We start from the raw sequence: 24443 nt of genomic DNA, 5'->3' as shown, positions 1-24443 counted from the left end.
ACCATTTCACAACATGTATGAAAAGTTACTGCACGAGCGGTCGGCATTCTGTATGAGATAGCTACACAACACTGGATTTTTGTGTACAGCAAAATAAAGTGTGATGAGATTCAAAATCCAGAATAATAACCAGGACATGAACATGTCAGAGCAATCCCTCGTCCCCGTGCTGGAGCAGCTGCTTGCCCGGCAAAGCGACCTTGTCGTGCGGTTTCCGCAAACCTCGCAGCCCGCGCCGGAGCTGGCGATGAGCGTGTCGTTTCCCCGTCTGGAGATCGTGCTGGAAGGCGAGCTTGCCGACGGTTGCCTGAGCGCGCCGCTCGGCCCGCTGCAGGCGCTCTATCTGCCCGGTGGCCGCTGGAACGCCCCGCAGTGGCAAGGCCCGGCTACCACGCTGAGCATTCTGTTCAGCAAACAGAAGCTCGGCTTCAGCCTGCAGCGGTACGACGGCAAAAAATTTGTGGAAATTCGTAAGCAGCACGTGGCGCGGCTGGGCCCGCGGGTAGGATCGTATCTGCTGCTGGCGATGAACGAACTGGCTATTCGCCCGGTGATGCCCACGGCGCAGATCGTGCTAAGCGGGCTGCTGAGCCACTGTATCGATCAGCTTACCCATCTGGCAGATACGGTGAGCAAGAGCAAAGAGCTGTTTCTCGCCGTTCAGGAGTATATCGACGAGCACGCCGCTGAGGCGCTCAGCCGGGAGACGGTGGCGAAGAAGTTCCATATTACGCCGAACTACCTGTCGCATCTGTTTCAGAAGTCCGGCTCGGTGGGATTCAATGAGTATCTGACCGCCGTGCGGCTTGAGCTGGCGAAGAAATTACTGCGTGGGTATGAGATGAAAATCAAAGAGATAGCCCATCACTGCGGCTTTGAAGACAGCAACTACTTCTGCCGAATCTTCCGCAAGCACACGGCGCGTTCGCCGTCAGAGTACCGCCGTCACTGCCGCACGATGTAGCTATTTTTTGGGGCGATATTTTTCCGGCAGCTCCGGCACCGGGCGACGGTCATCAATCAGATGGCGGATGGTCAGGATCGGGTGCCGCCACAGCATACGCGGGCCAGCCCAGCGCATAATCTGCTTCATCTCTTCGCGTTTGGCGGGCTGATAGCAGTGCACCGGGCACTGCTTGCAGGCCGGTTTTTCCTCGCCAAACACGCATTTATCCAGCCGTTTATCGGCATAGGCATTCAGCGCCTGGTAGTGCTCTGCATCGTCCTGCGCCTGCGGGCAGCGTCGCTGATAAAGCGCAATCATGCTGCGGATGGTCCGTTTTTCACGGTCGATGCGTTTGCCTGCCATAGCCTGTTCCTCACCAATAAAGATGCATTAATAATACACGTTTAATGGTGCTTTCGCAGCCGCTTTATGCCTCGTGCTTGTCCACGTGGCCCAGCGGTTTTTCCGGGAAGCAGACGTCGCGCACCCGGCGTTTCAGCTCGGCGGCATCCGGGAAACCCTCGTCGCGCTTGCGATCCCAGATAAGCTCCTCGCCCACGGTAATGGTAAAAATACCGCCGGTGCCGGGCACCAGGGTCACCGAGGCGATATCGGTGCTGAAAGTGTGCAACAGCTCCTGCGCCATCCAACTGGCGCGCAGCATCCAGTTGCATTGGGAGCAGTAGGTGACCGTAATAGCGGCTTTCTGCGTCATAACATTCTCACAATGAATTAAAGGACTAATTGTAATCAAATTGTTGCATGCATAGAGATTTATTTGCAAACTTTATTGCAAATGATAATTCCTATCATTACTATTCGCATCAAATTAAACGGAGTCGTTCGAAGCGCTTATGGAAAAGCCGACTTCTGGAAGTAGCGAGTGAGCCAATACTAATAACGATGAAAGGCATGGCAACTATGTACAAATCCATTCAATCAGAGGCGTGGTGCAAGAAAAGCCTACTGGTAACCTCTTTGCTTGCAGCGATTTACCAGACTTCCGCCGTTGCGGCTGACACACAGGACAAAACCGCGGCGGTAGACACCGCCGAGCAGATGACCGTCACGGCGCCAGCTCCGGTACTGAAGTCGGGCAATCAGCACGCCATTAGCGCGCAGGAGTTGCAGGACAAAGGGGCCAACGACTTTGGTTCCATCATGCGTTATGAACCTCTGATTGGCGCGACCGGCTCCAGCGGCGGCTCCGGCAACGGCAAAAGCGGCTTCGACCGTGGCGGCTACACTGGCTACAACATTCGCGGGCTCGAGAGTAACCGCGTCGGTATCGACGTGGACGGTATCGCCCAGCCAAACGCCACCGGCCGTAGCTACGTTAGCCGCGCGGGCCAGAACACCTTCGGCATTGGCCGCGACTACATTGACCCGTACATGTACGGCAGCGTCGATATTCAGTCCGGTGCCACCGACACCGAAACCGCCAACTCTTCTATCGGCGGCAACGTCTCCTTCCAGCCGAAATCGGCGGACGACTACCTGCACCCAGGTAAAACCAGCGCCTTTAGCTACCGCAGCGGTTATGACTCCGCTGACCGCAGCTGGCACAACGGCCTGACAGCGGCGGGCGGTGATGAAACCCTGCGCGGGATTTTCGTCTACAGCCGTCGTGATGGTCAGGAAACCACTACCAACAGCTCAAGCGTCGACGCTTTCCCGGCAAACTGGCACTCTGACGCGTTTATGACCTCGGGGATCTGGCAACCAAACGATCAGCATAAACTGACCAGCACCCTCGATTACTACCATAAAACCAACCATACCCATTACGACGTCTGGAACGACAGCGGCAGTAAGACCATTGGTAACGCGCAGCAGACCAGCCAGACCCGTCGCTGGGGGCTGAGCCTGAAAGATGACTGGACGCCGATGAACGACTTCATCGACAGCATGTCCACCAAGGTGTACTACCAGCACACCGAAGCGCACGACCAGACCTACATGCCGGACAGCTTCACCAGCACCATGGAAACGGTCTACTCAAACTACGATACCGATACCTGGGGTATGCAGACGGCATTGGCAAAAACGCTTGGCCGCCACGATCTGAGCGCTGGCTTCAACGCTAGCACCACCAAAACCCAGCGTCCGTTCAGCCAGTCGCCGATCCCGAGCGTCTTCAGCGAGATCATGCAGCCGGAAGCAGACAGCCGTGAATACACGGTAGCCGGCTTCCTGCAGGATCAGATCAACTTCGATCTCGACGGCCATAACGCGGCGGTGATCCCGGGCGTCCGCGTGGTGCATCAGTCCACCAAGCCGGAGAACCTTAGCAGCCTGACCACTAACAGCACGGTGCTGACGGAGTCGTCGGTTTCTAATCTGTATGGCAAAAATTCAGATACTCAGGCGCTGCCGTCGCTGACCTTCCAGTACGACATCACGCCGCGCATGATGACCTATCTGCAGTACAAACGCGGCGCGGAGTTCCCGAACACCAGCCAGCTGTACGGTTCATGGAACCTCGGTTCCAGCTACGCGGGCCGCGGCCAATACGCACTGATCGGCAATACCGATCTGAAAACCGAGACCAGCGACAACTTCGAATGGGGCATGAAGGGCGAGGTGACCGAAGGGATCACCATGCGTACCGCGCTGTTCTACAACAGCTATAAAAACTTTATCGCTTACACCCGTTACACCCGCGCGAACAACCCGGGTCAGTTCACTAACGTACCGTCAAACATCTACACCATTTACCAGGCGGAAAACCGCGATAAAGCCTATATCTACGGCGGTGAGATCAGCGCGAAGTTCAACTTCGGCACCTGGTTTGAACAGGTTGATGGCCTGAGCGCTACCCTGGCTTACGGTTACAGTGAAGGGCAGTCGAAATCCAGCTACAACGGCGACAAATATGTCGACCTCGATAGCGTTGCGCCAATGAAAGCCATCGTCGGCGTGGCGTGGGATGACCCGTCCAAAGTCTACGGTACCGCGCTGACCGCCACCTTCGTGAAAGGCAAACGCGCCACCACCACCAACCGCGAAAGCTACACCAACACCGGCAACACGCTGACGGATTCCACCAAAGAATATATGCGCGTACCTGGCTACGGCATGCTCGACTGGACGGCTTACTGGCGCGTGGCGAAGAACGTCCGTATCAACGGCGGGGTGTATAACCTGACCGACCGTAAATACTGGGACTACCTGAGCAGCCGCAACATTGAAACGTCCACCAACCAGGACGCCAATGATAAATCGCTGGCGGTCATGCCGGGCCGCACCTGGCAGCTGGGCGTTAACGTCGATTTCTGATAACAACATCAATGAAACCTGCCCCCGGCTACTGGCCGGGGTAATTATAAGGAAGAGAGCTATGCAAAACGCACCAACCGAACTGTGGCAGCGCTATCAGGACGTTAAAGCCAACGGTACTGCCAAATACGCTCGCGACATCGCTGCCGTGATGGGCATCAGCGAAGCGGAGCTGACCGAAGCACGCGTCGGCCACGATGCCGTTCGCCTGCAGGATAATGCCCGCGCGATCCTTGCCGCGCTTGAAAACGTGGGCGAAACCAAATGCATCTGCCGCAACGAATATGCGGTTCACGAGCAGGTTGGCGCCTTCACCCACCAGCACCTTGACGGCCATGCAGGCCTGGTACTGAACCCTCGCGCGCTGGACCTGCGTCTGTTCCTGAGCCAATGGGCCAGCGCGTTTCACGTCAACGATCAGGGTCGCGAAAGCATTCAGTTCTTTGACCCGCACGGCGACGCGGTGCTGAAGGTTTATACCACCGATGCCACGGATAGCGCTGCCTGGCAGGCGCTGATTGCTGAACAGACGCAATCAACCCCAACGCCGCTGGCCCTTCGCCCGGTAGAAAATGCCCGCTACGCCGAGACGGCAGACGGTGCGGCGCTGGAAAAAGAGTGGCGCGCAATGACCGACGTGCATCAGTTCTTCGTGCTGCTGCGCAAATACAACCTCTCACGCCAGCAGGCTTTCCGTCTGGTGAGCGATGACCTGGCCTGCCGTATTGACACCGAAGCGCTGCCTCGCCTGCTGGAAACCATCCAACAGGACGGCAACGAATTTATGATTTTCGTCGGCAACCGCGGCTGCGTGCAGATCTTCACCGGCACGCTGGAGAAGCTGACGCCAATGCGCGGCTGGATCAACATCTTCAACAGTACCTTCACCCTGCACCTGCGCGAAGAAACCATCGACGAAGTGTGGGTCACGCGCAAACCGACCGTGGACGGCCACGTCACCAGCGTGGAACTGTTTGCCAAAGACGGCACCCAGATTGCGCAGCTGTACGGCCAGCGTAGCGAAGGCCACCCGGAGCAAACGCAGTGGCGCAACCAGGTAGATAGCCTGACGGCGGAAGGCCAGACCGTATGAAACGCCTGCTGATACTGTTAGCTGCGCTGCCGCTGTTCTCCAGCGCCGCCGAGCGCATTATCACCCTGGGCGGCGACGTCACCGAAATTGTCTACGCGCTGGACGCGCAGTCTCAACTGGTGGCGCGCGATAGCACCAGTACCTGGCCCGCGGCAACCCAGTCGCTGCCGGACGTCGGCTACCTTCGCCAGTTGAGCACCGAAGGCATCCTCTCACTGCGCCCGACGCTGGTTCTTGCCAGCAGCCAGGCGCAACCGTCGCTGGTGCTGCAAAAGGTGGAAGGCAGCAAGGTTAAGGTGGTGAACGTGCCGGGCGGCTACGACGCCACGGCAATGGATAACAAAGTTCAGGTCATTGCCGATGCGCTGGGCAAGCAGACGCAGGGCGATGCGCTGCGTAAAACGCTGCACGACGATATGGCAAAAATCCCGGCGCAACCGCTGAACAAGCGCGTGCTGTTTATTCTCAGCCACGGCGGTTCCGGCGCGCTGGTGGCCGGTCAGCAAACGGCGGCAGACGGCGCCATCAAGCTGGCTGGCTTACAGAACGCCATGCAGGGTTTCGACCACTACCGCACCATGTCGCAGGAAGGGGTCATTGCCAGCCTGCCGGATCTGGTGGTGATCTCCGCTGATGGCCTGAAAGGCATGGGCGGCGAAGCCGCGCTGTGGAAGCTGCCGGGGCTGGCGCAGACGCCTGCCGGGCGCAACAAGCAGGTGCTGGTGATTGACGATATGGCGCTGCTAGGCTTCGGCCCGCGCACGCCGCAGGCGCTGCAACAGCTGCGCCAGAAAGCGGAGCAGTTACACTGATGAACGTCACCGCCTCACGCCAGCTGTGGCTGATGGTGCTGCTGCTCGTTGCCCTGACGCTGTTTGCCACCACGCTCGGCGCGATGCGCCTGCCGCTGGCAAGCATCTGGCCGTCGGGCGATGAGGTACTGCGCCATATCTGGCTCACCATCCGCCTGCCCCGCGTTCTGCTAGCGCTGCTGGTTGGCAGCGCGCTGGCGCTCTCCGGCTGCGTGATGCAGGGGCTGTTTCGCAACCCGCTGGCGGACCCGGGTCTGCTCGGGATCAGCAGCGGTGCAGCGCTGGCGGTTTCATTCTGGGTGGTGCTGCCGATTTCGGTGCCGGTGCTGGTGGCGCTCTACGCGCCGATGCTGGCGGCGTTTATCGGCAGCCTGGCGGTGATGGCGGTGATTTTTGTCCTCAGCAAAGCGGGAGACGGTTCGCTCTCCCGCCTGCTGCTGGTCGGGATTGCGATTAACGCTCTGTGCGGTGCGCTGGTGGGCATGCTGTCATGGATTAGCAACGACACGCAGCTTCGCCAGATGTCGCTCTGGGGCATGGGCAGCCTGGGGCAGGCTGAGTGGCCAACGCTGCTGGTGGCCGCCACGCTGATTATCCCTGCGTCGCTGGTCGTCTGGTGGACGGCAGCGCGTCTGAATTTACTTCAGTTGGGTGATGAAGAGGCGCACTACCTCGGCGTTAACGTGCGGGTACTGCAACGGCTGTTGCTATTGTGCAGCGCGGTGCTGGTAGCCGCTTCGGTGGCGATCAGCGGCGTCATTGGTTTTATCGGGCTGGTAGTGCCGCACCTGATGCGAATGTGGCTGGGGCCAGATCACCGGGGGCTTATCCCCGGTTCTTTGCTGGCAGGCGCGATTTTACTGCTGATTGCCGACACCCTAGCCCGCACCATCGCCGCGCCTGCCGAAATGCCGGTTGGACTGCTAACCAGTCTGCTCGGTGCGCCGTGGTTCCTGTGGCTTATTTTCCGTCAGGAGAGGGGGATGCGTGGATAACCAGTACGTTGCACGTTCGCTATCGCTGAAGCTCGGTAAACGCCGGGTGATTGATAACGTCTCGCTGGCGCTACAGTCTGGTGAAGTCACGGCGCTGATTGGCCCTAACGGCGCAGGGAAATCGACCCTGCTGCGGCTGTTGACCGGGTTTTTAACCGCCGACAGCGGCGAGCAACATATCGAAGGTAAAGCGCTTAGCGCGTGGTCCGCCCCCGCCCTCTCCCGCCGCCGCGCGGTGATGCTGCAACGTACGCAGCTCAATGCCAACTGGCCGGTTGAAACGGTAATTGCCATGGGGCGTGCGCCGTGGGGTCCACAGGTTGATCCGGCGCTGATTGCGCGGGTGATGGCCGAAACCGGCTGTACGCACCTGGCAGGCCGCCTCTACCCGGCGCTCTCCGGTGGCGAACAGCAGCGCGTACAGCTGGCGCGGAGCCTGGCGCAGTTGTGGGGTGAAGATGGTCCGCAGGGCTGGCTGTTTCTGGATGAACCCACTTCGGCGCTGGATCTTTACTATCAACAGCATCTGCTGCGGCTGCTAAAAAAGCTGACTCGTCGCGGCAAGCTTCACGTCTGTATCGTGCTGCACGACCTCAACCTCGCCGCGCTGTGGGCCGACTCAATACTGCTGCTACATCAGGGGAAGCTGGTGGCGCAGGGAACGCCGCAGGAGGTAATTCAGCAATCGGTGATCCACCGTTGGTACGGCGCGGATATCAGCCTGAGCCAACATCCGGATGCCGATGTACCCCAGGTTTATCTGGCGCCATAACGCGCGACACCACTGCGGATTTCCTGAGATAAAGCGGGTGACCGATGCCACCCGCTCACCTCGGTTACTTCACGGAAATGACAATTCGGCGGTAGGAGGTCAGCGACGGTTTACCGTCATCGGTCACCGCCAGAATCAGATGCTCAGTCCCCGCTCGTTTTGCCGTTACCTCAACCGTCGGATGCCCGTTTTCCCCCATCGTTAACACTGCGGGAGCGTTGAGATTATCTTCCCCACGACGTCCCTGTACATCAGCCACCGCCACCGGCTGAGAACTGGCAGAACCCGCTTCAGGATAAAGGAACCAGTTGTAGCCTAACGCGTTGCCATCCGGGTCTTTGGTACCGTCCGCGCTTACCGTCACCACATCACCTACCTTGGCTGTCAGGTAAACCACATCCTGTCCGCCCTGACCATTGACCACCACCTGCGGATTATGGTTGGCAGATGCAAAGTCCTTCACGCTCCAGTCCATTCTGGCCGCAAAGTCGTGCTGGAAGGCTTCACGCCAGCGCCAGATAGTGGCCTGATTCGAGGTGTACTGCTTACCGTCAACGCCGGTTACCGTATCCGCCGCATTAGGGTTGCCAGGAAAAAAATCACCGCCGCTGGTCCAGATAGGCCGCGTTTCATGCTGCGGCTGGCGCACGATATAGCGCCCGCCCCATCCGCCCCAGCCCGGGTTCATGTCGCCGTTAAGGCCGTTGCGAATCAGGTTGAGGAAAGCCGGGGTATCGCCTTCCATAATAAAGAGGTAATGCAGATAGCCTTTCCCCATTGGCCCTTTCGCGCGGATATTTTCATCCAGCCAATGCTGAGACACCGTAGTGAAATCAGCGCCCGGCGCATTACGGTAATACATATCGCCGCTGATACCGGTCCAGGTCGCGCGAGCATAGTCTTCCCCGTTCTGGCTCGATGGATCGACAATATAGGTGATGTCTGGGTAATGTTCACGAACCCAGCTCCCGGCATCATCCTGATCGGAAATGGAGTACACCACCAGATTACGGGTCAGCGCTTGTACCTTTTGCGCTGGCTGCTGGCGAGAGAGATCCTGCAACGCTTGCGCCAGAGTATTCGCACCGCCCCAGAGGTTAATAAACAGCGGGTGCTGCGCGTCTGTACTGCGTTCAATGGCTTTGAGTAACAGGTCGGAACCCGCCGTATTTTTCCCCTCCCCCGTTGCCGCCATGCCATAGCTGGCAAGGCCTGGTGCGACGACTGATTTTAACTGCGCTGACGTCGGGAAACCGGCTGCATGTTTCAACAGGTTAGGTTGCACCTCTGCATAGTGCCCCACCACCAGGTCAATCATATCGGTATGCACTTTTTCACGCTGCCAGGTGGAAGTCGTTGCCACCAGCCCCTCGACGTTCATCTCATTGGAATAGAGTAAAAAACGGGTGAGCGACATCTGGTCATCGGGTTCGTTGCCGATATCCGACAACACGAAAACGCGCGGTTTTGCCTGATACGGCAGCACCTTACCGGCGATCTGCTGGATAGTGGTGTCGGCATGGGTCAGCAGCGGCGTGGCTAACGCCATCATGCCGCTCATTGCCAGTAATACACCTTTCGTTAGCTTGCTCATTCGTTGGTTAATCACGTAAACCTCAATGCGGTGTGTCGGATAGAAAGTACAAACAACATAGTAAACCAAGGAAACAAAGTAAACTGCGCAGGCCGGTTCTGTGATCAAACACACATTGGGATTTTATGATTAAAGGGAAATACGCCCTCGCCGGACGGCGAGGGCGACAGGTTACTTCTGGATTAAATAGCGGATGGTTGGCCCATCCTGCTGGATGTCGAGCACGGTGTAGCCGTGATTGCGTGCATCCACCGGGATGTTATTAATCGACTGCGGACAGTCGCTCACCACTTCCAGTATTTCGCCTTTCTTTAACTGCGGCATCGCTTCAAGCGTCGCGACGGCCGGGTACGGACAAGGTTCGCCCACCATATCCAGACGATAGTCCGGGACGATCGTTTTCATACACTCTCCTTCGCAGGAATACTGGTGGAAGCCTGACGGCGGAAGAACCGTTTTTCCCAGCCAAGAATTAACAACAGCGCAATCAGCAACAGGCCGTAGGTGACCAGCAGGCCGCCGAGCGGGCCAAACGTGGTCAGCAGGTTAACTTTGTCCCAGCTCGTGGCGAGCGACGGGGAAATGTCGTCCCAGTAGTAGGCCAGAATGGTCGAGCCAATCACGTTGCCGAGCCCTACCCACCAGTAGTGCACTTGCCCTTCAACGGCACGGTACATCCAGCCGGTTTCACAGCCGCCGGCCAGCACAATGCCGAAGCCAAACAACAGGCCGCCAATCACCGCATTCGGGCCAGCCCACATAATTTTTGGCGCCACGCCCAGCTGCACGTAGCTGAAGATACCGATGGCGCTTACCGCCATGCCGAAGATAATGGCCTTCGCCATTTGTGTGCGGCCGGTGATCCACAGGTCGCGGAACGCCGAGGTAAAGCAGATTTGCGCCCGTTCAATCAGCAGGCCAAAGCCCACGCCGAACAGCATCGCCAGCCCCAGTTTCGGGCTGCCCGCCGCCGTCAGCAGCGCCCAGCCGACCATGCCGATAAACACCAGCATGCCCAAACGGAAGCGGCGGCGCGCCTGCTCAGGGCGCTGCGTCAACGGCGATGCCGCCGAGACTTTGACCATTTTGACCGGAATACGGAAGATAGGCAGCAGCGTGAAGCGTGCGCCAAACCATGAGCCGAGGGCCGTCGCCAGCGCGAAGAACCAGGCGTGCAGCGAGAACTGCGGAATGCCCGTAAAGAAAGCCGCGAGATTACAACCCATTGCCAGACGCGCGCCAAAGCCAGCAATCATGCCACCGACAATCGCCTGCACAATACGGATGCGGCTTTTCGGCAAACGCAGCTTAACGTTATTGGCCCACAGCGCTGCGGCAAAACAGCCGCCGAACATGCCGATAATCATCATGCCGTCGATACGCGTCAGCGGCGTGCCGTCGAGGCCAATCAGCTTGTAATAACCCCAGGTCTCAGTATGTACGCCCGCCAGTTGCAGCAGTTGCCCGCCCCAGCGCGTGAACTCGCCCGTCACCGCCCAGAAGGTGCCGGTGATACCGAAGTAATAGGTGGAGAGAATACCGGCCGCGATTACCGCAGGAACCGGAGACCAGAATTTGATCAGGAAGGTGTGTTTAAATTGTTGCCATGTCATCGATGTTAGCCTCTGAACTCAGAAGGAGCCTTGTACGAAGAACCGCACAAGAGCCGGGGATTATAGCGGCTAACGCTTTCAGGAGAATGACAACCGTCGCAAAAGGTCGGCGAGATCAATTTGCCGACGAGGCCATTTCAGGACGAGGCCCCCTCTTCTGTTTTCCTGTCCTTCAGACTCCGTTATCATGCAGCCTACGTACTCATGAAAAAAGAGGCCGGATTTCATGAGATCCACGGCACCAGATGAGTCCGAACACATTACGCACTCAGTAAAATTCAAGAAAATGGACATCACAAACGGATGAGTACAATCGACAATTTCGACGCACACACGCCGATGATGCAGCAGTATCTGAAGCTGAAAGCGCAGCATCCCGAGATCCTGCTGTTCTACCGCATGGGTGACTTTTACGAGATGTTTTATGACGATGCGAAACGCGCATCGCAGCTGCTCGACATCTCGCTAACCAAACGCGGCGCTTCTGCCGGTGAACCGATTCCGATGGCGGGTATCCCGCACCACGCGGTAGAAAACTACCTCGCCAAACTGGTGAATCAGGGCGAATCCGTCGCCATTTGCGAACAGGTTGGCGACCCGGCCACCAGCAAAGGTCCGGTCGAGCGCAAAGTCGTGCGTATCGTCACGCCGGGTACCATCAGCGATGAAGCGCTGCTGCAGGAGCGCCAGGACAACCTCCTCGCCGCCGTCTGGCAGGACAGCAAAGGCTATGGCTACGCCACGCTGGATATCAGCTCCGGGCGTTTTCGCATCAGCGAACCGGCCGACCGTGAAACCATGGCCGCTGAACTGCAGCGCACGAACCCTGCCGAGCTGCTGTACGCCGAAGACTTTGCCGAGATGGCGCTGATTGAAGGTCGCCGCGGCCTGCGCCGTCGCCCGCTGTGGGAGTTCGAAATCGACACCGCGCGTCAGCAGCTGAATCTGCAATTTGGCACGCGTGACCTGGTTGGCTTTGGCGTTGAAGGCGCACCGCGTGGGCTTTGTGCAGCAGGCTGTCTGCTGCAATACGTGAAGGACACCCAGCGGACCTCGCTGCCGCACATCCGCTCCATCACCATGGATCGCCAGCAGGACAGCATCATTATGGATGCCGCCACGCGCCGCAATCTGGAGATCACCCAGAACCTGGCGGGCGGGCTGGAAAACACCCTTGCCTCCGTGCTCGACTGCACCGTCACGCCGATGGGCAGCCGTATGCTTAAGCGCTGGCTGCATATGCCGGTGCGCGATATCAAAACCTTGACCGAACGCCAGCAGACCATCGGCGCACTACAGGATGTCACCGCCGATCTGCAACCGGTGCTGCGTCAGGTCGGCGACCTGGAACGTATCCTTGCTCGTCTGGCGCTGCGCACCGCGCGTCCGCGCGACCTCGCCCGTATGCGTCACGCCTTCCAGCAACTGCCGGAACTGCGTGCACAACTGGAAAGCGTCGACAGCGCGCCGGTGCAGATGCTGCGCGAGAAGATGGGCGAGTTCACCGAACTACGCGAGCTGCTGGAACGGGCGATTATTGATGCTCCGCCGGTGCTGGTGCGCGATGGCGGCGTGATTGCCCCAGGCTACCATGAAGAGCTCGACGAGTGGCGCGCGCTGGCCGATGGCGCGACCGATTACCTCGATCGTCTGGAAATTCGCGAACGCGAGCGCACCGGGCTGGATACGCTGAAAGTCGGGTATAACGCCGTCCACGGTTATTACATTCAGATCAGCCGCGGTCAGAGCCATATGGCGCCAATCAACTACGTGCGCCGCCAGACGCTGAAAAACGCCGAACGCTATATCATCCCTGAGCTGAAAGAGTACGAAGACAAAGTTCTGACCTCGAAAGGTAAGGCACTGGCGCTGGAAAAACAGCTCTATGACGAACTGTTCGACCTGCTGCTGCCGCATCTGGGAGACCTTCAGCAGAGTGCCAGCGCGCTGGCAGAGCTGGACGTGCTGGTGAACCTCGCGGAGCGCGCCTACGCGCTTAACTACACCTGCCCAACGTTTATCGATAAACCTGGCATCCGGATTATCGAAGGCCGCCATCCGGTGGTGGAACAGGTACTGAACGAGCCGTTTATCGCCAACCCGCTGACCCTGTCGCCGCAGCGTCGAATGCTGATCATTACCGGTCCAAACATGGGCGGTAAAAGCACCTATATGCGGCAAACGGCGTTGATTGCACTGCTGGCCTATATCGGTAGCTATGTTCCGGCGCAGAGCGTGGAGATTGGCCCTATCGACCGTATCTTCACCCGCGTGGGCGCGGCGGATGACCTGGCCTCCGGCCGCTCAACCTTTATGGTGGAGATGACCGAAACCGCCAATATTCTGCATAACGCCACCGAAAACAGCCTGGTGCTGATGGACGAGATTGGCCGCGGTACGTCAACCTATGACGGTCTGTCGTTGGCCTGGGCCTGTGCGGAGAATCTGGCGAATAAGATCAAGGCGTTAACGCTGTTTGCGACCCACTACTTCGAGCTGACACAGTTGCCGGAGAAAATGGAAGGCGTGGCGAACGTCCATCTGGATGCGCTGGAGCACGGCGATACCATCGCCTTTATGCACAGCGTGCAGGACGGCGCGGCCAGCAAGAGCTATGGTCTGGCGGTAGCGCAACTGGCGGGCGTGCCGAAAGAGGTGATCAAGCGTGCGCGTCAGAAGCTGCGCGAGCTGGAAAGCATCTCACCAAACGCAGCAGCGACACAGGTCGATGGTACGCAGATGTCGCTATTGTCGGCTCCAGAAGAGGTCTCTCCGGCGGTAGAAGCGCTGGAAGGTCTGGATCCTGACTCGCTGAGCCCGCGTCAGGCGCTGGAGTGGATTTATCGTCTGAAGGGAATGGTGTAATTATCCGCGCCGCTTCGCTTATGTTGAAGTGGCGCCTTTATCGCGGTTGAATTTATCGAAAAATAAAAATGTACGCATACGTCAAATGAAAAAAAGCCCTCACCAGTACGGCAAGGGCTTTTAGAATACTACAAACTTCAGGTTTAACATTAATTAACTTACTGAATTATTACTACAATTTATACTGCTTTCAAATGCACCCGTTTACTACAGATAATATTGGGCATTAAAACTTAAAAACCTCCCTCCATTTATCCTGTTGCACATACCGCCAGCCTTATCACGAACTTAAGCATGGCGCCTTAAACAAGTACATTCCCCATCGCGACATATACTCTTTGATGCGTTGCCTTATTACCGTTGCGTTTACCATGATGCGATAATCGCAGCAAATCACTTTAAAACAATACCTTACATCGTCGCGCATACTCTACCATTTTGCGTTCCAGCACAATCACTACGAGGCCTTAAAACATGCTGCATCCCAAACTACAAACTTCGTGGCCTTATTTACAAAATGGTTAACCCCAGTACTTCTGAATAAACACTTACTTTTATTGTGCTGTTAATACTTAATCTACGCATTTATCGCACGGTGTCAACACTGTTTTTAAAACCATGGCTATATTTACATGTCCTGGAATATTGAGCGTCTCAGAAATAAGAAAAAATCCAGAATATGAGCAGCAATCCTCGTATAAAAAAACAACAGCGACGAGGCGAAACCCCATCGCTGTTGAGTGCATTAGCGCTTATCTTCCGCCAGCAGCGGTGGAATGCTTGGCACCATTGGCGCGTCATCAATATCTTTCTGCGTCATGCGGAACGCTTCCGGATAATGTTCGCGGCTAGTGCGGCGTAGCGGTTCGGTATCGCGCCAGGTGTACAGGCAATGCTGGCACTGGTATACGGTCCAGACATCTTTTACCGGCGATTTCGCCATCACTTCAATATGTTCATCGGCGCAACGTGGACAAATCATCTTTTCCTCCTTACTTACGGTTAGCCAGCATAGCGGTCAGTTTTTCAGACCAGGCCTTGGTTTCAGGTAAATCCTGTACCGGCTGGCTGTAGTGACCACGGTTGTCCGGCGCAACCGGCGTGGTAGCGTCGATAATCAGTTTGTCGGTAATCCCCGCCGGGCTTGAGCCAGGGTCGAGCTCCAGCACCGACATATTCGGCAACTGCACCAGATCGCCCGCCGGGTTCACCTTCGACGACAGCGCCCACATCACCTGCGGCAGGTTGAACGGGTCGACGTCTTCATCGACCATAATCACCATCTTCACGTAGCCCAGACCATGCGGCGTGGTCATGGCACGCAGGCCAACCGCGCGGGCAAAGCCGCCGTAGCGTTTTTTGGTGGAGATGATCGCCAGCAGGCCGTGGGTGTACATGGCGTTGACCGCCTGCACTTCCGGGAACTCGGCTTTTAGCTGCTGATACAGCGGTACGCAGGTGGCCGGGCCCATCAGGTAGTCAATTTCAGTCCACGGCATGCCGAGGTAGAGGGATTCAAAAATCGGCTTGGTGCGATAAGAGACTTTATCAATGCGCACTACCGTCATGTTGCGGCCGCCGGAATAGTGGCCGGTAAACTCACCGAACGGGCCTTCAATTTCACGCTTACGCCCTTCGATAACCCCTTCGATGATCACCTCAGAGCCCCACGGCACGTCAAAGCCGGTTAGCGGTGCGGTGGCAATTGGGTACGGGCTTTCGCGCAGCGCACCGGCCATCTCATATTCGGACTGATCATATTTCAGCGGTGTGGCGCCCATCAGGGTAATAATCGGATCGTTACCAAGGGTGATAGCAATCGGCAGGTCTTCACCGCGCTCTTCCGCTTTATGCAGGTGCAGTGCGATATCGTGCATCGGCACCGGTTGCAGGCCGAGCTTACGCTTGCCCTTCACTTCCATACGGTAGATGCCGACGTTCTGCTTGCCAAAGTTGTCCGGGTCCAGCGGATCGCGGGAAACGACGCATGCTTTGTCGAGGTAGAAACCGCCGTCACCGTCGTTCAGGCGGAACAGCGGCAGGATATCGAACAGATTAATATCGTCACCATCAACGGTATTTTCCGCCCACGCCGGGTTAGCACGGCGCTCCGGCGTAATCGGGAACTTGTCCCAGCGGCGAATAAACTCATCAATCTGTTTTTTCACCGGCGTATTCATCGGCAGGCCTAGCGAAATCGCATGGTTCTGCCAGGAGCCGATGGTGTTCATCACCACGCGGGCATCGGTAAAGCCGCGGATATTGTCAAACCATACGGCTGGCGCACCGTCGCCAATACGTCCTGTCGCATTGGCCGCGGCCGCCAGATCCGGTTCGGCGTTTACCTCTTCACTGATTTTGAGCAGCTGCCCCTGGTCTTCCAGCGCCTGCAAAAAACCGCGTAAGTCATCAAAAGCCATTATGCATTCTCCTGTGAAAGTTGTTTCGTCGCCGGTAACCCCTGCCAGCGGCGCGCTTTATCGTGTTTGAGGCCGAACTGATCGAGCACTCGCGTCACCACATGCTGAACAATGTCGTCTACCGTTTCCGGGTGGTTATAAAAAGCCGGCATCGGGGGCACCATCGCCACGCCCATGCGGGAAAGCGCCAGCATATTTTCCAGATGAATAGTGCTGAGCGGCATTTCGCGCGGCACCAGCACCAGCTTGCGCCCCTCTTTCATCACCACGTCGGCAGCGCGCCCAACCAGCCCTTCAGCGTAGCCTGCCCGAATACCGGCCAGCGTTTTCATGCTGCACGGGATAATAATCATGCCGTCGGTCTGGAAAGAGCCGGAAGAGATAGTGGCTGCCTGGTCTGCCGGGCTGTGGCTGAAATCGGCCATGGCCGCGACGTCGCGCGCGCTCCACGGGGTCTCCAGTTCAATGGTAGTTTTCGCCCATTTCGACATGACCAGGTGAGTCTCCACCTCCGGCATCTCGCGCAGCGCCTGGAGAAGCGCAACGCCCAGCGGCGCGCCGGTCGCGCCCGTCATGCCAATAATCAGTCTCATCACTCACCTCAATTTCGTTCGTGTACGAACAATATATTTCAACTTACTCCTGTCGAATGAGGCTGACAAGACGGTTCGTCTTCGCTCGCATTTTTTGTTCAAATTGCCGGGAACGGCTATCATAGGCACCCGCACCCCGCAGGAGAGCCATCATGAAAATCAAAAACGAAGCGTTCCACCTACTTCGCCATCTTTTTCAGCAGCATACTTCGCGCTGGCAGCAGGAATTACCCGAACTGACCAAGCCACAGTATGCGGTGATGCGCTCGATTGCTGAAAGCCCAGGCATTGAACAGGTGGCATTAACCAGCGTGGCGGTCAGCACCAAGGCCACGCTCGCCGAGATGCTCAGCCGGATGGAGCTCAAAGGGCTGGTGAGACGCGAGCACGACCCTGACGATAAACGTCGCCGGTTTGTCTTTCTGACAGAAGAAGGTGAAGCGCTGCTGGCGGCCAGTCAGCCGGTGGGAAATCGCGTCGATAACGAATTTTTGCAGCGTTTAACGCCCGAAGAACGCGAGCAATTTACGCACCTGGTGCGTAAGATGATGGAATAGCACGGAAAAAAGGCAAAGAAAAAGGCCAGCATTGCTGCTGACCTCTTTGAACAAAACTTTATTACTCGCGGAACAGCGCTTCGATATTCAGCCCCTGAGTCTGCAGGATTTCGCGCAGACGACGCAGACCTTCAACCTGAATCTGACGCACGCGCTCGCGGGTCAGGCCAATCTCGCGACCGACATCTTCCAGCGTAGCTGCTTCATACCCCAACAGACCAAAACGACGCGCCAGCACTTCTCGTTGTTTGGCGTTCAGCTCGAACAGCCATTTCACGATGCTTTGCTTCATGTCATCGTCCTGCGTGGTGTCTTCCGGGCCGTTTTCATTTTCATCGGCCAGGATGTCCAGCAGCGCTTTCTCAGAATCCCCGCCCAGCGGCGTATCAACTGAGGTGATGCGTTCATTGAGACGCAGCATACGGCTTACGTCATCAACCGGTTTATCCAGCTGTTCGGCAATCTCTTCCGCACTCGGTTCGTGATCCAGCTTGTGCGACAGTTCACGCGCGGTACGCAGATAAACGTTCAGCTCTTTAACAATATGGATTGGCAGACGAATGGTACGGGTTTGGTTCATGATAGCCCGTTCAATAGTCTGACGGATCCACCAGGTGGCGTAGGTTGAAAAACGGAACCCACGTTCTGGGTCGAACTTCTCTACGGCACGAATCAGCCCCAGATTGCCCTCTTCGATAAGATCCAGCAGCGCCAGACCACGATTGCCGTAACGGCGGGCAATTTTCACCACCAGACGGAGGTTGCTTTCAATCATCCGACGGCGTGAGGCTACATCGCCACGCAGAGCACGACGAGCAAAATAGACTTCTTCTTCAGCGGTCAATAACGGAGAATAGCCGATCTCGCCTAAGTAAAGCTGAGTCGCATCGAGTACACGTTGAGTAGCACCCTGCGATAAGAGCTCTTCTTCCGCGAGTTCGTTGTCACTGGGTTCCTCTTCACTCAAGGCTTTCTCATCGAAAACCTCTACTCCATTCTCATCAAATTCCGCGTCTTCATTTAAATCATGAACTTTCAGCGTATTCTGACTCATTAAGGTGACTCCTACCCGTGATCCCCAGGCAATGCACCTTAGCATGTTACTTTTCAGGCGGCTCCAGCATCGGCCAGCGTCGCCTGAAAGCGTTCATGTGAAGGACTTTGCCGAATTATCGCTGCGGTAAATACTGCAGCGGGTTGACGGATTTCCCCTTGTAACGAATTTCAAAATGCAAACGTGTTGAACTGGTTCCGGTGCTACCCATGGTAGCGATTTTCTGCCCCGCTTTTACGTCCTGTTGTTCCCGGACCAGCATCGTATCGTTATGAGCGTAGGCACTCAGGTAATCATCGTTGTGTTTGATGATAATAAGATTACCGTAACCGCGCAGTGCGTTACCGGCATAGACGACGCGCCCATCGGCGGTTGCGACGATTGCCTGTCCTTTACTGCCCGCAATATCGATGCCTTTGTTGCCACCGTCGGTGCCGCTAAAGTTTTCGATAATCTTGCCGTCAGTTGGCCAGCGCCATGATGAGATTGGCGAACTGGTTGAAGTACTGCTGGCAGTCGGTACGGTTGTGCTCGCAGTTGGTGCCGTTACAGGCGCTGTGACGGTGCTCGTCGCAGGCTTGTTATTAGGCAACATTTTGTTAGCACTTTGTTCACCTGAATCCTCAGAATACGTAATTGTCGTGGTCGACGCAACAGGTGCGGTTGATTTTTGTGCAGGTTTTGAGACTAATCCGGAACTTCCGCTGCTGGCCTGTGAGCTGGCTATCGCCACCGGGTTATTGCCGGTGATCGGCTGCCCGGAAGCGTTACCCACCTGCAGCACCTGACCAACGTTCAACGCGTAAGGCGCGGCCACGTTGTTGCGCTGGGCAAGGTCACGGAAATCATTGCCGGTGACCCAGGCAATGTAAAACAGCGTATCGCCGTGCTTCACCGTATAGGTGCTGCCGCCAGCATAGCTGCCTTTTGGAATATTACCGTATTTACGGTTGTAAACGATGTGGCCGTTCTCCATCTGTACCGGCTGCTCAGCAACGGGCTGAGCAATGCGCGGCTGGGTTTGAACGGGCTGCGTCTGAACCGGCTGTACCGGTTGAATCTGAGGAGTCGACTGCGCCGTGCTGCCCATTTTCGGCGGCGGCGTAATTAACATGCCGGAACTCGTGCTGCTGGAACCGTTACTGTTCACGGAGCTGACTGGCGCTGGGGCATTATTCGATGATGTACAACCGGCCAGCCAAAGTGAAGCCAGTGATAATGCCACAATACGATTAACGGTAAATTTAGGGCTTCCCGCGCTCATTTATCCCCCAGGAATAGGTTAACTGCCAGTGACTGAATACCGCGCAACGCACGTGCTGAACACTGGAAAACGTGTCCACCATACGCTGAATTGGGCCAAAAAACCTCAGAATAATCCGGGTCTCAGGCCAGTTCCCCTTTCACCAGGGGAACAAAACGGACGGCCTCTACGGTATCGATAATGAATTCGCCTCCCCGCCGATGAACGCGCTTCAGATATTGCTGATCATCGCCCACGGGCAAAACGAGAATACCGCCTTCGTCGAGCTGCGACATCAGCGCAACCGGAATCTCCAACGGCGCCGCCGTGACGATAATGGCATCAAACGGGGCGCGCGCCTGCCACCCCTGCCAGCCATCGCCGTGGCGGGTAGATACATTGTGTAAATCAAGCTGCTTCAGGCGACGACGCGCGTGCCATTGCAGGCTTTTAATCCGCTCAACGGAACAGACGTGATGCACCAGATGGGCGAGAATTGCGGTTTGGTACCCCGAACCGGTGCCGATCTCCAGCACCCTTGAATCGGGGGTCAACTCCAGCAGCTCCGTCATTCGCGCCACCATATACGGCTGCGAAATGGTCTGTCCCTGCCCTATCGGCAGCGCAACGTTATCCCACGCGCTGTGTTCAAACGCTTCATCAATAAATTTTTCACGCGGCACCTGCGCCATCGCGTCCAGCACCCGCTCGTCATGAATGCCGAGCTGGCGCAGCTGATTAAGCAGGCTCTGGATGCGTCTACTGACTACCATTGCACGTCAACCCTCGCCTGCTCCAGCCAATCGGAAACCACCTCATGCGCGCTATGGGCAGTGAGGTCAACGTGCAGCGGTGTGACGGAGACGTAGCCTGCATCAACGGCGGCGAAATCGGTGTCCGGGCCAGCATCGCATTTGTCGCCAGGCGGGCCAATCCAGTAGAGCGTGTTACCGCGCGGATCCTGCTGCGGGATCACTTTATCCGCCGGATGGCGGCTGCCGCAGCGCGTGACGCGAATACCTTTGATTTGATCGAGCGGCAGATCCGGAACGTTAACGTTCAGAATGCGCCCGGTACGCAACGGCTCACGCGCTAAAGCGCGCAGCAGCGAGCAGGTGATGGCGGCGGCGGTGTCATAATGCTGATGGCCATTTAGCGAGACCGCCAGCGCGGGAAAGCCAAGGTGGCGGCCTTCCATCGCGGCCGCTACCGTGCCGGAATAGATAACGTCATCGCCCAGATTCGGCCCGGCGTTAATGCCAGAAACCACGATATCCGGGCGCGGACGCATCAGCGCATTCACGCCCAGATAGACACAGTCCGTTGGGGTGCCCATCTGGACGGCGATGTCGCCGTTTTCGAAAGTGAAGGTACGAAGCGAGGACTCAAGCGTCAGCGAATTAGACGCACCGCTGCGGTTACGATCGGGTGCAACTACCTGAACCTCGGCAAACTCCCGTAAGGCTCTGGCCAGCGTCTGAATACCTGGCGCATGGATCCCGTCATCGTTACTCAGCAATATTCGCATAATCACCTGTTGTATTGATAAGTTCCCTTACCACGCTGGTCGCAAAGCTTCCTGCCGGCAGCCAGAAACGCAGTTCGACGGTGACGTCGTCCCACCAGTTCCAGCTAAGCTGCTGCGGATAAAGCAGCTGGGCGCGGCGTGCGGCTTCGACCTTTTCCCGCTGCAGCAGTGACTGCAGCGCGGTCTCTTCGGCCAGCGTATTTTGTTCAAATTCCAGCGCGGTCCGCTGGGTGCCCCAATCGCCGCTACCGGGCAGCGCGGCGGTAATCATCAGTTCACGCGCGTCCACGCGAGCCTGCAGCACCGCAAGCTCGTCGTCGGTGGCCACAAACCAGCTGCCACGCCCCGCTAATTGTAGCGCATCGCCGTCAACAACTTGATTAAAGTCCGGTTTTTTTAGGCGCTCACTCACAATCTGATTAAACAACGCGCTGCGGGCCGCCGACAACCAAAAACTGCGTTTATTACGATCGCGCACCGGCACGCCGCTCTCGGCCCAGCGCAGCGCGCCAAGCAGGTTACTGCCGCCAATGCCAAAGCGCTGAGCGCCAAAGTAGTTCGGCACGCCGCGTTCGGCAATCGCCTGCAGCCTGACTTCAACATCGTCGCGGCCGCTCACTTCACGCAGAACCAGCGTGAACTGGTTACCTTTCAGCGCACCTAAACGTAATTTACGCTTATGGCGGGCATATTCCAGTACCTGGCACCCTTCCAGTTGGAACTGGCTTAGGTCCGGCATTGCATTGCCCGGTACGCGAGCGCACAGCCACTGTTCGGTGACCGCATGCTTATCTTTTTGCCCGGCAAAGCTTACTTCACGGGCATGTATTTTAAGGAATTTTGCCAGCGCGTCGGCAACAAACCGGGTGTTGCAGCCATTTTTCAGAATGCGCACCAGTATATGTTCGCCTTCGCCGTCCGGCTCAAAGCCTAAATCTTCGACCACCAGAAAATCTTCCGGGTTGGCCTTCAGCAGCCCGGTTCCCTGCGGTTTACCGTGCAGGTAGGTAAGTGCGTCAAACGGAATCATGGTTTCGCCTTATGCAGCAGCGCGACCGCTTCACAGGCAATGCCTTCACCGCGCCCGGTAAAGCCGAGCTTTTCGGTGGTGGTCGCTTTTACGTTAACGTCGTCCATATGACAGCCGAGGTCTTCGGCAATAAACACGCGCATTTGTGGGATATGCGGCAGCATCTTTGGTGCCTGGGCAATAATGGTGACATCGACGTTACCCAGCGTGTAGCCCTTGGCCTGCACGCGTTTCCACGCTTCGCGCAGCAAGGCGCGGCTGTCAGCCCCTTTAAAGGCCGGGTCGGTATCAGGGAACAGTTTACCGATGTCGCCCAACGCCGCCGCGCCCAGCAGGGCATCGGTCAGCGCGTGCAGCGCAACGTCGCCGTCGGAGTGCGCCAGCAGCCCTTTTTCATAAGGGATACGTACGCCGCCGATGATAATCGGGCCTTCGCCGCCAAACGCGTGTACGTCAAAACCGTGTCCAATGCGCATTATGTCTTCTCCAGGTCAACCCAAGCGGGTGAGGTAAAATTCGGCAAGCGCCAGATCTTCCGGGCGAGTAACCTTAATATTATCAGCACGTCCGGCAATCAACTCGGGATGAAAGCCGCAATATTCTAATGCCGATGCTTCGTCGGTAATCGACGCCCCTTCGTTCAGCGCGCGGGTTAAACACGCCAGCAGCAGCTCACGAGGGAAAAATTGCGGGGTCAGGGCGTGCCACAAATCGTTACGATCGACCGTGTGCGCAATCTCTGTTTTACCGGGTTCGGCACGCTTCATGGTATCGCGTACCGGCGCCGCCAGAATGCCGCCAACGCGGCTGGTGTCGCTTAAGCGGAGTAGTCGCGCAAGGTCATCCTGATGCAGGCACGGGCGCGCCGCATCGTGCACCAACACCCATTCGGCGTCATCAATCGCACGCAGACCGGCCAGCACGGAATCGGCGCGTTCGCTGCCGCCTTCAACGACGGTAATCTGCGGGTGTTGCGCAAGCGGAAGCTGCTGGAAGCGTTCGTCTCCGGCGGAGACGGCGATGATCACCCGCTGGACGCGGGCATTAGCCAGCAGCGCATCCACCGAATGTTCGAGAATCGTTTTGTTACCGATTGAGAGATATTGTTTTGGGCAGTCCGTTTGCATGCGGCGGCCAAATCCGGCTGCCGGCACCACGGCGCATACGCCCGGAAAAGTTACGGCCATGTCGTCATCCTGGGACTGTTTATCGATTAGTTTGCGTTTGCCCCGCACCCTGGCTGCGCTTAGACGCATCCGGAACCAGACGATAGAAAGTTTCGCCCGGACGGGTCATGCTGAGTTCGTTACGTGCGCGTTCCTCGATCGCCTCCTGGCCACCGTTGAGGTCATCAATTTCAGCAAAGAGCTGATCGTTGCGCGCTTTTAATTTCGCGTTGGTTGACTGTTGTACGGTCACATCATCACGGACCTTGCTGAAGTCATGAAGACCATTTTTTCCAAACCACAACGAATATTGTAGCCAGACCAGCAAAGCCAGTAATAGCAGCGTTAATTTACCCATCCTGCCCCCTGAAAAACGGCACTATCATCCCATAACTTGCCGTCATACTCCACTCCAGCCACAGGCGATACCGCATATCGCTGGAAATGTACCATATTTCAAGCACTGAAAGGCACGTCTGGTCATCGCTCACGTCATGGGTAAGCGCTAATGCAGACGCATTAACTCATAAGCCACATGAATAACAAACCACACAGAATAGCGACCGTTACCAGGGTTGCAACAATGGTGTAGCCGAGTTTGCCTTTCACTAATGAGTGAAACGCAACGCCGATTACGACCGCGACAGGCATCAGGGCGAGGAAGAAAGGCCAGGTGTACAAAAAGAAGAACAGCGTATTATTGCCGTAATGCAGATAGGGAATACCCAGCGCCATCAACCACGCGACAAAGCCGACAAAAGCCCCTGACAAAGACCATGTGGTCTCATCATAGGTAGGGGCGAGTGACTCGGATTCGGCCACGTTGATGTTCTGAGTATTGCGCATAAATAATCCTGTTAGGCCGGAGCCAAAAAACTCCGGC

25 protein-coding genes are annotated in these 24443 nt (G+C 56.9%); 8 read left to right on the top strand and 17 right to left on the bottom strand.

The window, feature by feature from the left end:
- Positions 1–142 precede the first annotated feature (142 nt).
- Positions 143–964, top strand: a complete 822-nt coding sequence (locus HII27_RS11540; RefSeq protein ID WP_185668034.1) for a helix-turn-helix transcriptional regulator — start codon at positions 143–145, stop codon at positions 962–964.
- Here the strand turns inward: HII27_RS11540 and HII27_RS11535 are convergent, their stop codons facing one another.
- Together HII27_RS11535 and HII27_RS11530 are read right to left on the bottom strand one after the other, a co-directional pair.
- A complete protein-coding gene (locus tag HII27_RS11535; protein ID WP_185668033.1) occupies positions 965–1309 on the bottom strand; it encodes a nitrous oxide-stimulated promoter family protein in 345 nt (114 codons plus the stop codon).
- A gap of 64 nt (positions 1310–1373) precedes the next feature.
- A complete protein-coding gene (locus HII27_RS11530; protein WP_185668032.1) occupies positions 1374–1661 on the bottom strand; it encodes a SelT/SelW/SelH family protein in 288 nt (95 codons plus the stop codon).
- A gap of 206 nt (positions 1662–1867) precedes the next feature.
- Between HII27_RS11530 and HII27_RS11525 the strand changes: the two genes are divergently transcribed.
- The 5 genes from HII27_RS11525 to HII27_RS11505 all read left to right on the top strand — a co-directional run bounded on the left by HII27_RS11525 (position 1868) and on the right by HII27_RS11505 (position 7897).
- Positions 1868–4225, top strand: a complete 2358-nt coding sequence (locus tag HII27_RS11525; RefSeq protein ID WP_185668031.1) for a TonB-dependent receptor domain-containing protein — start codon at positions 1868–1870, stop codon at positions 4223–4225.
- Positions 4226–4286: 61 nt separating this feature from the next.
- Positions 4287–5318 (top strand): hemin-degrading factor, encoded by a 1032-nt coding sequence (locus HII27_RS11520; protein WP_185668030.1) that lies wholly within the window; start codon positions 4287–4289, stop codon positions 5316–5318.
- Complete coding sequence (locus HII27_RS11515) at positions 5315–6130, top strand: heme/hemin ABC transporter substrate-binding protein (protein WP_185668029.1); 816 nt, start codon at positions 5315–5317, stop codon at positions 6128–6130. Before HII27_RS11520 ends, HII27_RS11515 begins: the two co-directional genes overlap by 4 nt.
- Positions 6130–7125, top strand: coding sequence for a FecCD family ABC transporter permease (locus HII27_RS11510; RefSeq protein ID WP_185668028.1), 996 nt, complete (start codon positions 6130–6132; stop codon positions 7123–7125). The genes HII27_RS11515 and HII27_RS11510 overlap by 1 nt, the downstream gene beginning before the upstream one ends.
- On the top strand, positions 7118–7897 hold the full coding sequence (locus HII27_RS11505; RefSeq protein ID WP_185668027.1) for a heme ABC transporter ATP-binding protein: 780 nt from the start codon (positions 7118–7120) through the stop codon (positions 7895–7897). The genes HII27_RS11510 and HII27_RS11505 overlap by 8 nt, the downstream gene beginning before the upstream one ends.
- A 64-nt stretch (positions 7898–7961) precedes the next feature.
- Here HII27_RS11505 and HII27_RS11500 read toward each other — a convergent pair whose 3' ends face one another.
- The 3 genes from HII27_RS11500 to yedE all read right to left on the bottom strand — a co-directional run bounded on the left by HII27_RS11500 (position 7962) and on the right by yedE (position 11104).
- Positions 7962–9506 carry a DUF1593 domain-containing protein gene (locus HII27_RS11500; protein WP_317983849.1) on the bottom strand — a complete coding sequence of 515 codons (1545 nt, stop codon included), beginning with the start codon at positions 9504–9506 and terminating at the stop codon, positions 7962–7964.
- Positions 9507–9662: 156 nt separating this feature from the next.
- Positions 9663–9896: a sulfurtransferase-like selenium metabolism protein YedF gene (gene yedF, locus HII27_RS11495; protein WP_035892595.1), complete on the bottom strand. Its 234-nt coding sequence runs from the start codon at positions 9894–9896 to the stop codon at positions 9663–9665.
- Positions 9893–11104: a selenium metabolism membrane protein YedE/FdhT gene (yedE, locus tag HII27_RS11490; protein ID WP_185668026.1), complete on the bottom strand. Its 1212-nt coding sequence runs from the start codon at positions 11102–11104 to the stop codon at positions 9893–9895. Before yedE ends, yedF begins: the two co-directional genes overlap by 4 nt.
- Before the next feature lie 303 nt (positions 11105–11407).
- On the opposite strand from yedE, the gene mutS reads away from it, so the two are divergent.
- Entirely contained in the window at positions 11408–13969 is a 2562-nt protein-coding gene (gene mutS / locus HII27_RS11485) for a DNA mismatch repair protein MutS (protein WP_185668025.1), read from the top strand.
- Between the two features lie 745 nt (positions 13970–14714).
- On the opposite strand, the gene HII27_RS11480 is transcribed toward mutS, so the two are convergent.
- From HII27_RS11480 to HII27_RS11470, 3 genes are read right to left on the bottom strand one after another with little or no spacing between them, the layout of a single operon-like run.
- Entirely contained in the window at positions 14715–14951 is a 237-nt protein-coding gene (locus HII27_RS11480) for a non-oxidative hydroxyarylic acid decarboxylases subunit D (RefSeq protein ID WP_035892892.1), read from the bottom strand.
- Positions 14952–14961: 10 nt separating this feature from the next.
- On the bottom strand, positions 14962–16389 hold the full coding sequence (locus HII27_RS11475; RefSeq protein ID WP_185668024.1) for a non-oxidative hydroxyarylic acid decarboxylases subunit C: 1428 nt from the start codon (positions 16387–16389) through the stop codon (positions 14962–14964).
- On the bottom strand, positions 16389–16982 hold the full coding sequence (locus HII27_RS11470) for a non-oxidative hydroxyarylic acid decarboxylases subunit B (protein WP_185668023.1): 594 nt from the start codon (positions 16980–16982) through the stop codon (positions 16389–16391). Before HII27_RS11470 ends, HII27_RS11475 begins: the two co-directional genes overlap by 1 nt.
- A 152-nt stretch (positions 16983–17134) precedes the next feature.
- On the opposite strand from HII27_RS11470, the gene HII27_RS11465 reads away from it, so the two are divergent.
- Positions 17135–17539 (top strand): MarR family winged helix-turn-helix transcriptional regulator, encoded by a 405-nt coding sequence (locus HII27_RS11465; RefSeq protein ID WP_185668022.1) that lies wholly within the window; start codon positions 17135–17137, stop codon positions 17537–17539.
- Between the two features lie 61 nt (positions 17540–17600).
- Here HII27_RS11465 and rpoS read toward each other — a convergent pair whose 3' ends face one another.
- The 9 genes from rpoS to HII27_RS11420 form a co-directional block, all read right to left on the bottom strand.
- Positions 17601–18593 carry an RNA polymerase sigma factor RpoS gene (gene rpoS, locus HII27_RS11460; RefSeq protein ID WP_035892885.1) on the bottom strand — a complete coding sequence of 331 codons (993 nt, stop codon included), beginning with the start codon at positions 18591–18593 and terminating at the stop codon, positions 17601–17603.
- Positions 18594–18708: 115 nt separating this feature from the next.
- Positions 18709–19857: a murein hydrolase activator NlpD gene (nlpD, locus tag HII27_RS11455; RefSeq protein WP_185668021.1), complete on the bottom strand. Its 1149-nt coding sequence runs from the start codon at positions 19855–19857 to the stop codon at positions 18709–18711.
- Between the two features lie 122 nt (positions 19858–19979).
- Positions 19980–20609 carry a protein-L-isoaspartate(D-aspartate) O-methyltransferase gene (locus HII27_RS11450; protein ID WP_185668020.1) on the bottom strand — a complete coding sequence of 210 codons (630 nt, stop codon included), beginning with the start codon at positions 20607–20609 and terminating at the stop codon, positions 19980–19982.
- The gene (gene surE, locus HII27_RS11445) at positions 20603–21364 is read right to left on the bottom strand and encodes a 5'/3'-nucleotidase SurE (RefSeq protein ID WP_185668019.1); all 762 of its coding nucleotides are present in this window, start codon (positions 21362–21364) and stop codon (positions 20603–20605) included. Before surE ends, HII27_RS11450 begins: the two co-directional genes overlap by 7 nt.
- On the bottom strand, positions 21345–22394 hold the full coding sequence (gene truD / locus HII27_RS11440) for a tRNA pseudouridine(13) synthase TruD (protein ID WP_185668018.1): 1050 nt from the start codon (positions 22392–22394) through the stop codon (positions 21345–21347). Before truD ends, surE begins: the two co-directional genes overlap by 20 nt.
- On the bottom strand, positions 22391–22870 hold the full coding sequence (ispF, locus tag HII27_RS11435) for a 2-C-methyl-D-erythritol 2,4-cyclodiphosphate synthase (protein WP_185668017.1): 480 nt from the start codon (positions 22868–22870) through the stop codon (positions 22391–22393). Before ispF ends, truD begins: the two co-directional genes overlap by 4 nt.
- Before the next feature lie 15 nt (positions 22871–22885).
- The gene (gene ispD, locus HII27_RS11430; protein ID WP_185668016.1) at positions 22886–23581 is read right to left on the bottom strand and encodes a 2-C-methyl-D-erythritol 4-phosphate cytidylyltransferase; all 696 of its coding nucleotides are present in this window, start codon (positions 23579–23581) and stop codon (positions 22886–22888) included.
- A gap of 19 nt (positions 23582–23600) precedes the next feature.
- Positions 23601–23918, bottom strand: a complete 318-nt coding sequence (gene ftsB, locus HII27_RS11425; RefSeq protein ID WP_185668015.1) for a cell division protein FtsB — start codon at positions 23916–23918, stop codon at positions 23601–23603.
- Between the two features lie 161 nt (positions 23919–24079).
- Positions 24080–24406: a DUF3561 family protein gene (locus HII27_RS11420; protein WP_185668014.1), complete on the bottom strand. Its 327-nt coding sequence runs from the start codon at positions 24404–24406 to the stop codon at positions 24080–24082.
- Between the last annotated feature and the right edge of the window lie 37 nt (positions 24407–24443).

It is taken from the genome of Kluyvera sichuanensis (assembly GCF_014218705.1).
GTDB classification, from domain to species: domain Bacteria; phylum Pseudomonadota; class Gammaproteobacteria; order Enterobacterales; family Enterobacteriaceae; genus Kluyvera; species Kluyvera sichuanensis.
This window is presented reverse-complemented; position numbering and strand designations above follow the sequence as displayed.

Coding starts and splice junctions, on each gene's coding strand:
- HII27_RS11540 (WP_185668034.1), top strand. CDS start 143: ATGTCAGAGCAATCCCTCGTCCCCGTGCTGGAGCAGCTGCTTGCCCGG.
- HII27_RS11535 (WP_185668033.1), bottom strand. CDS start 1,309: ATGGCAGGCAAACGCATCGACCGTGAAAAACGGACCATCCGCAGCATG.
- HII27_RS11530 (WP_185668032.1), bottom strand. CDS start 1,661: ATGACGCAGAAAGCCGCTATTACGGTCACCTACTGCTCCCAATGCAAC.
- HII27_RS11525 (WP_185668031.1), top strand. CDS start 1,868: ATGTACAAATCCATTCAATCAGAGGCGTGGTGCAAGAAAAGCCTACTG.
- HII27_RS11520 (WP_185668030.1), top strand. CDS start 4,287: ATGCAAAACGCACCAACCGAACTGTGGCAGCGCTATCAGGACGTTAAA.
- HII27_RS11515 (WP_185668029.1), top strand. CDS start 5,315: ATGAAACGCCTGCTGATACTGTTAGCTGCGCTGCCGCTGTTCTCCAGC.
- HII27_RS11510 (WP_185668028.1), top strand. CDS start 6,130: ATGAACGTCACCGCCTCACGCCAGCTGTGGCTGATGGTGCTGCTGCTC.
- yedF (WP_035892595.1), bottom strand. CDS start 9,896: ATGAAAACGATCGTCCCGGACTATCGTCTGGATATGGTGGGCGAACCT.
- yedE (WP_185668026.1), bottom strand. CDS start 11,104: ATGACATGGCAACAATTTAAACACACCTTCCTGATCAAATTCTGGTCT.
- mutS (WP_185668025.1), top strand. CDS start 11,408: ATGAGTACAATCGACAATTTCGACGCACACACGCCGATGATGCAGCAG.
- HII27_RS11480 (WP_035892892.1), bottom strand. CDS start 14,951: ATGATTTGTCCACGTTGCGCCGATGAACATATTGAAGTGATGGCGAAA.
- HII27_RS11475 (WP_185668024.1), bottom strand. CDS start 16,389: ATGGCTTTTGATGACTTACGCGGTTTTTTGCAGGCGCTGGAAGACCAG.
- HII27_RS11470 (WP_185668023.1), bottom strand. CDS start 16,982: ATGAGACTGATTATTGGCATGACGGGCGCGACCGGCGCGCCGCTGGGC.
- HII27_RS11465 (WP_185668022.1), top strand. CDS start 17,135: ATGAAAATCAAAAACGAAGCGTTCCACCTACTTCGCCATCTTTTTCAG.
- rpoS (WP_035892885.1), bottom strand. CDS start 18,593: ATGAGTCAGAATACGCTGAAAGTTCATGATTTAAATGAAGACGCGGAA.
- nlpD (WP_185668021.1), bottom strand. CDS start 19,857: ATGAGCGCGGGAAGCCCTAAATTTACCGTTAATCGTATTGTGGCATTA.
- HII27_RS11450 (WP_185668020.1), bottom strand. CDS start 20,609: ATGGTAGTCAGTAGACGCATCCAGAGCCTGCTTAATCAGCTGCGCCAG.
- surE (WP_185668019.1), bottom strand. CDS start 21,364: ATGCGAATATTGCTGAGTAACGATGACGGGATCCATGCGCCAGGTATT.
- truD (WP_185668018.1), bottom strand. CDS start 22,394: ATGATTCCGTTTGACGCACTTACCTACCTGCACGGTAAACCGCAGGGA.
- ispF (WP_185668017.1), bottom strand. CDS start 22,870: ATGCGCATTGGACACGGTTTTGACGTACACGCGTTTGGCGGCGAAGGC.
- ispD (WP_185668016.1), bottom strand. CDS start 23,581: ATGGCCGTAACTTTTCCGGGCGTATGCGCCGTGGTGCCGGCAGCCGGA.
- ftsB (WP_185668015.1), bottom strand. CDS start 23,918: ATGGGTAAATTAACGCTGCTATTACTGGCTTTGCTGGTCTGGCTACAA.
- HII27_RS11420 (WP_185668014.1), bottom strand. CDS start 24,406: ATGCGCAATACTCAGAACATCAACGTGGCCGAATCCGAGTCACTCGCC.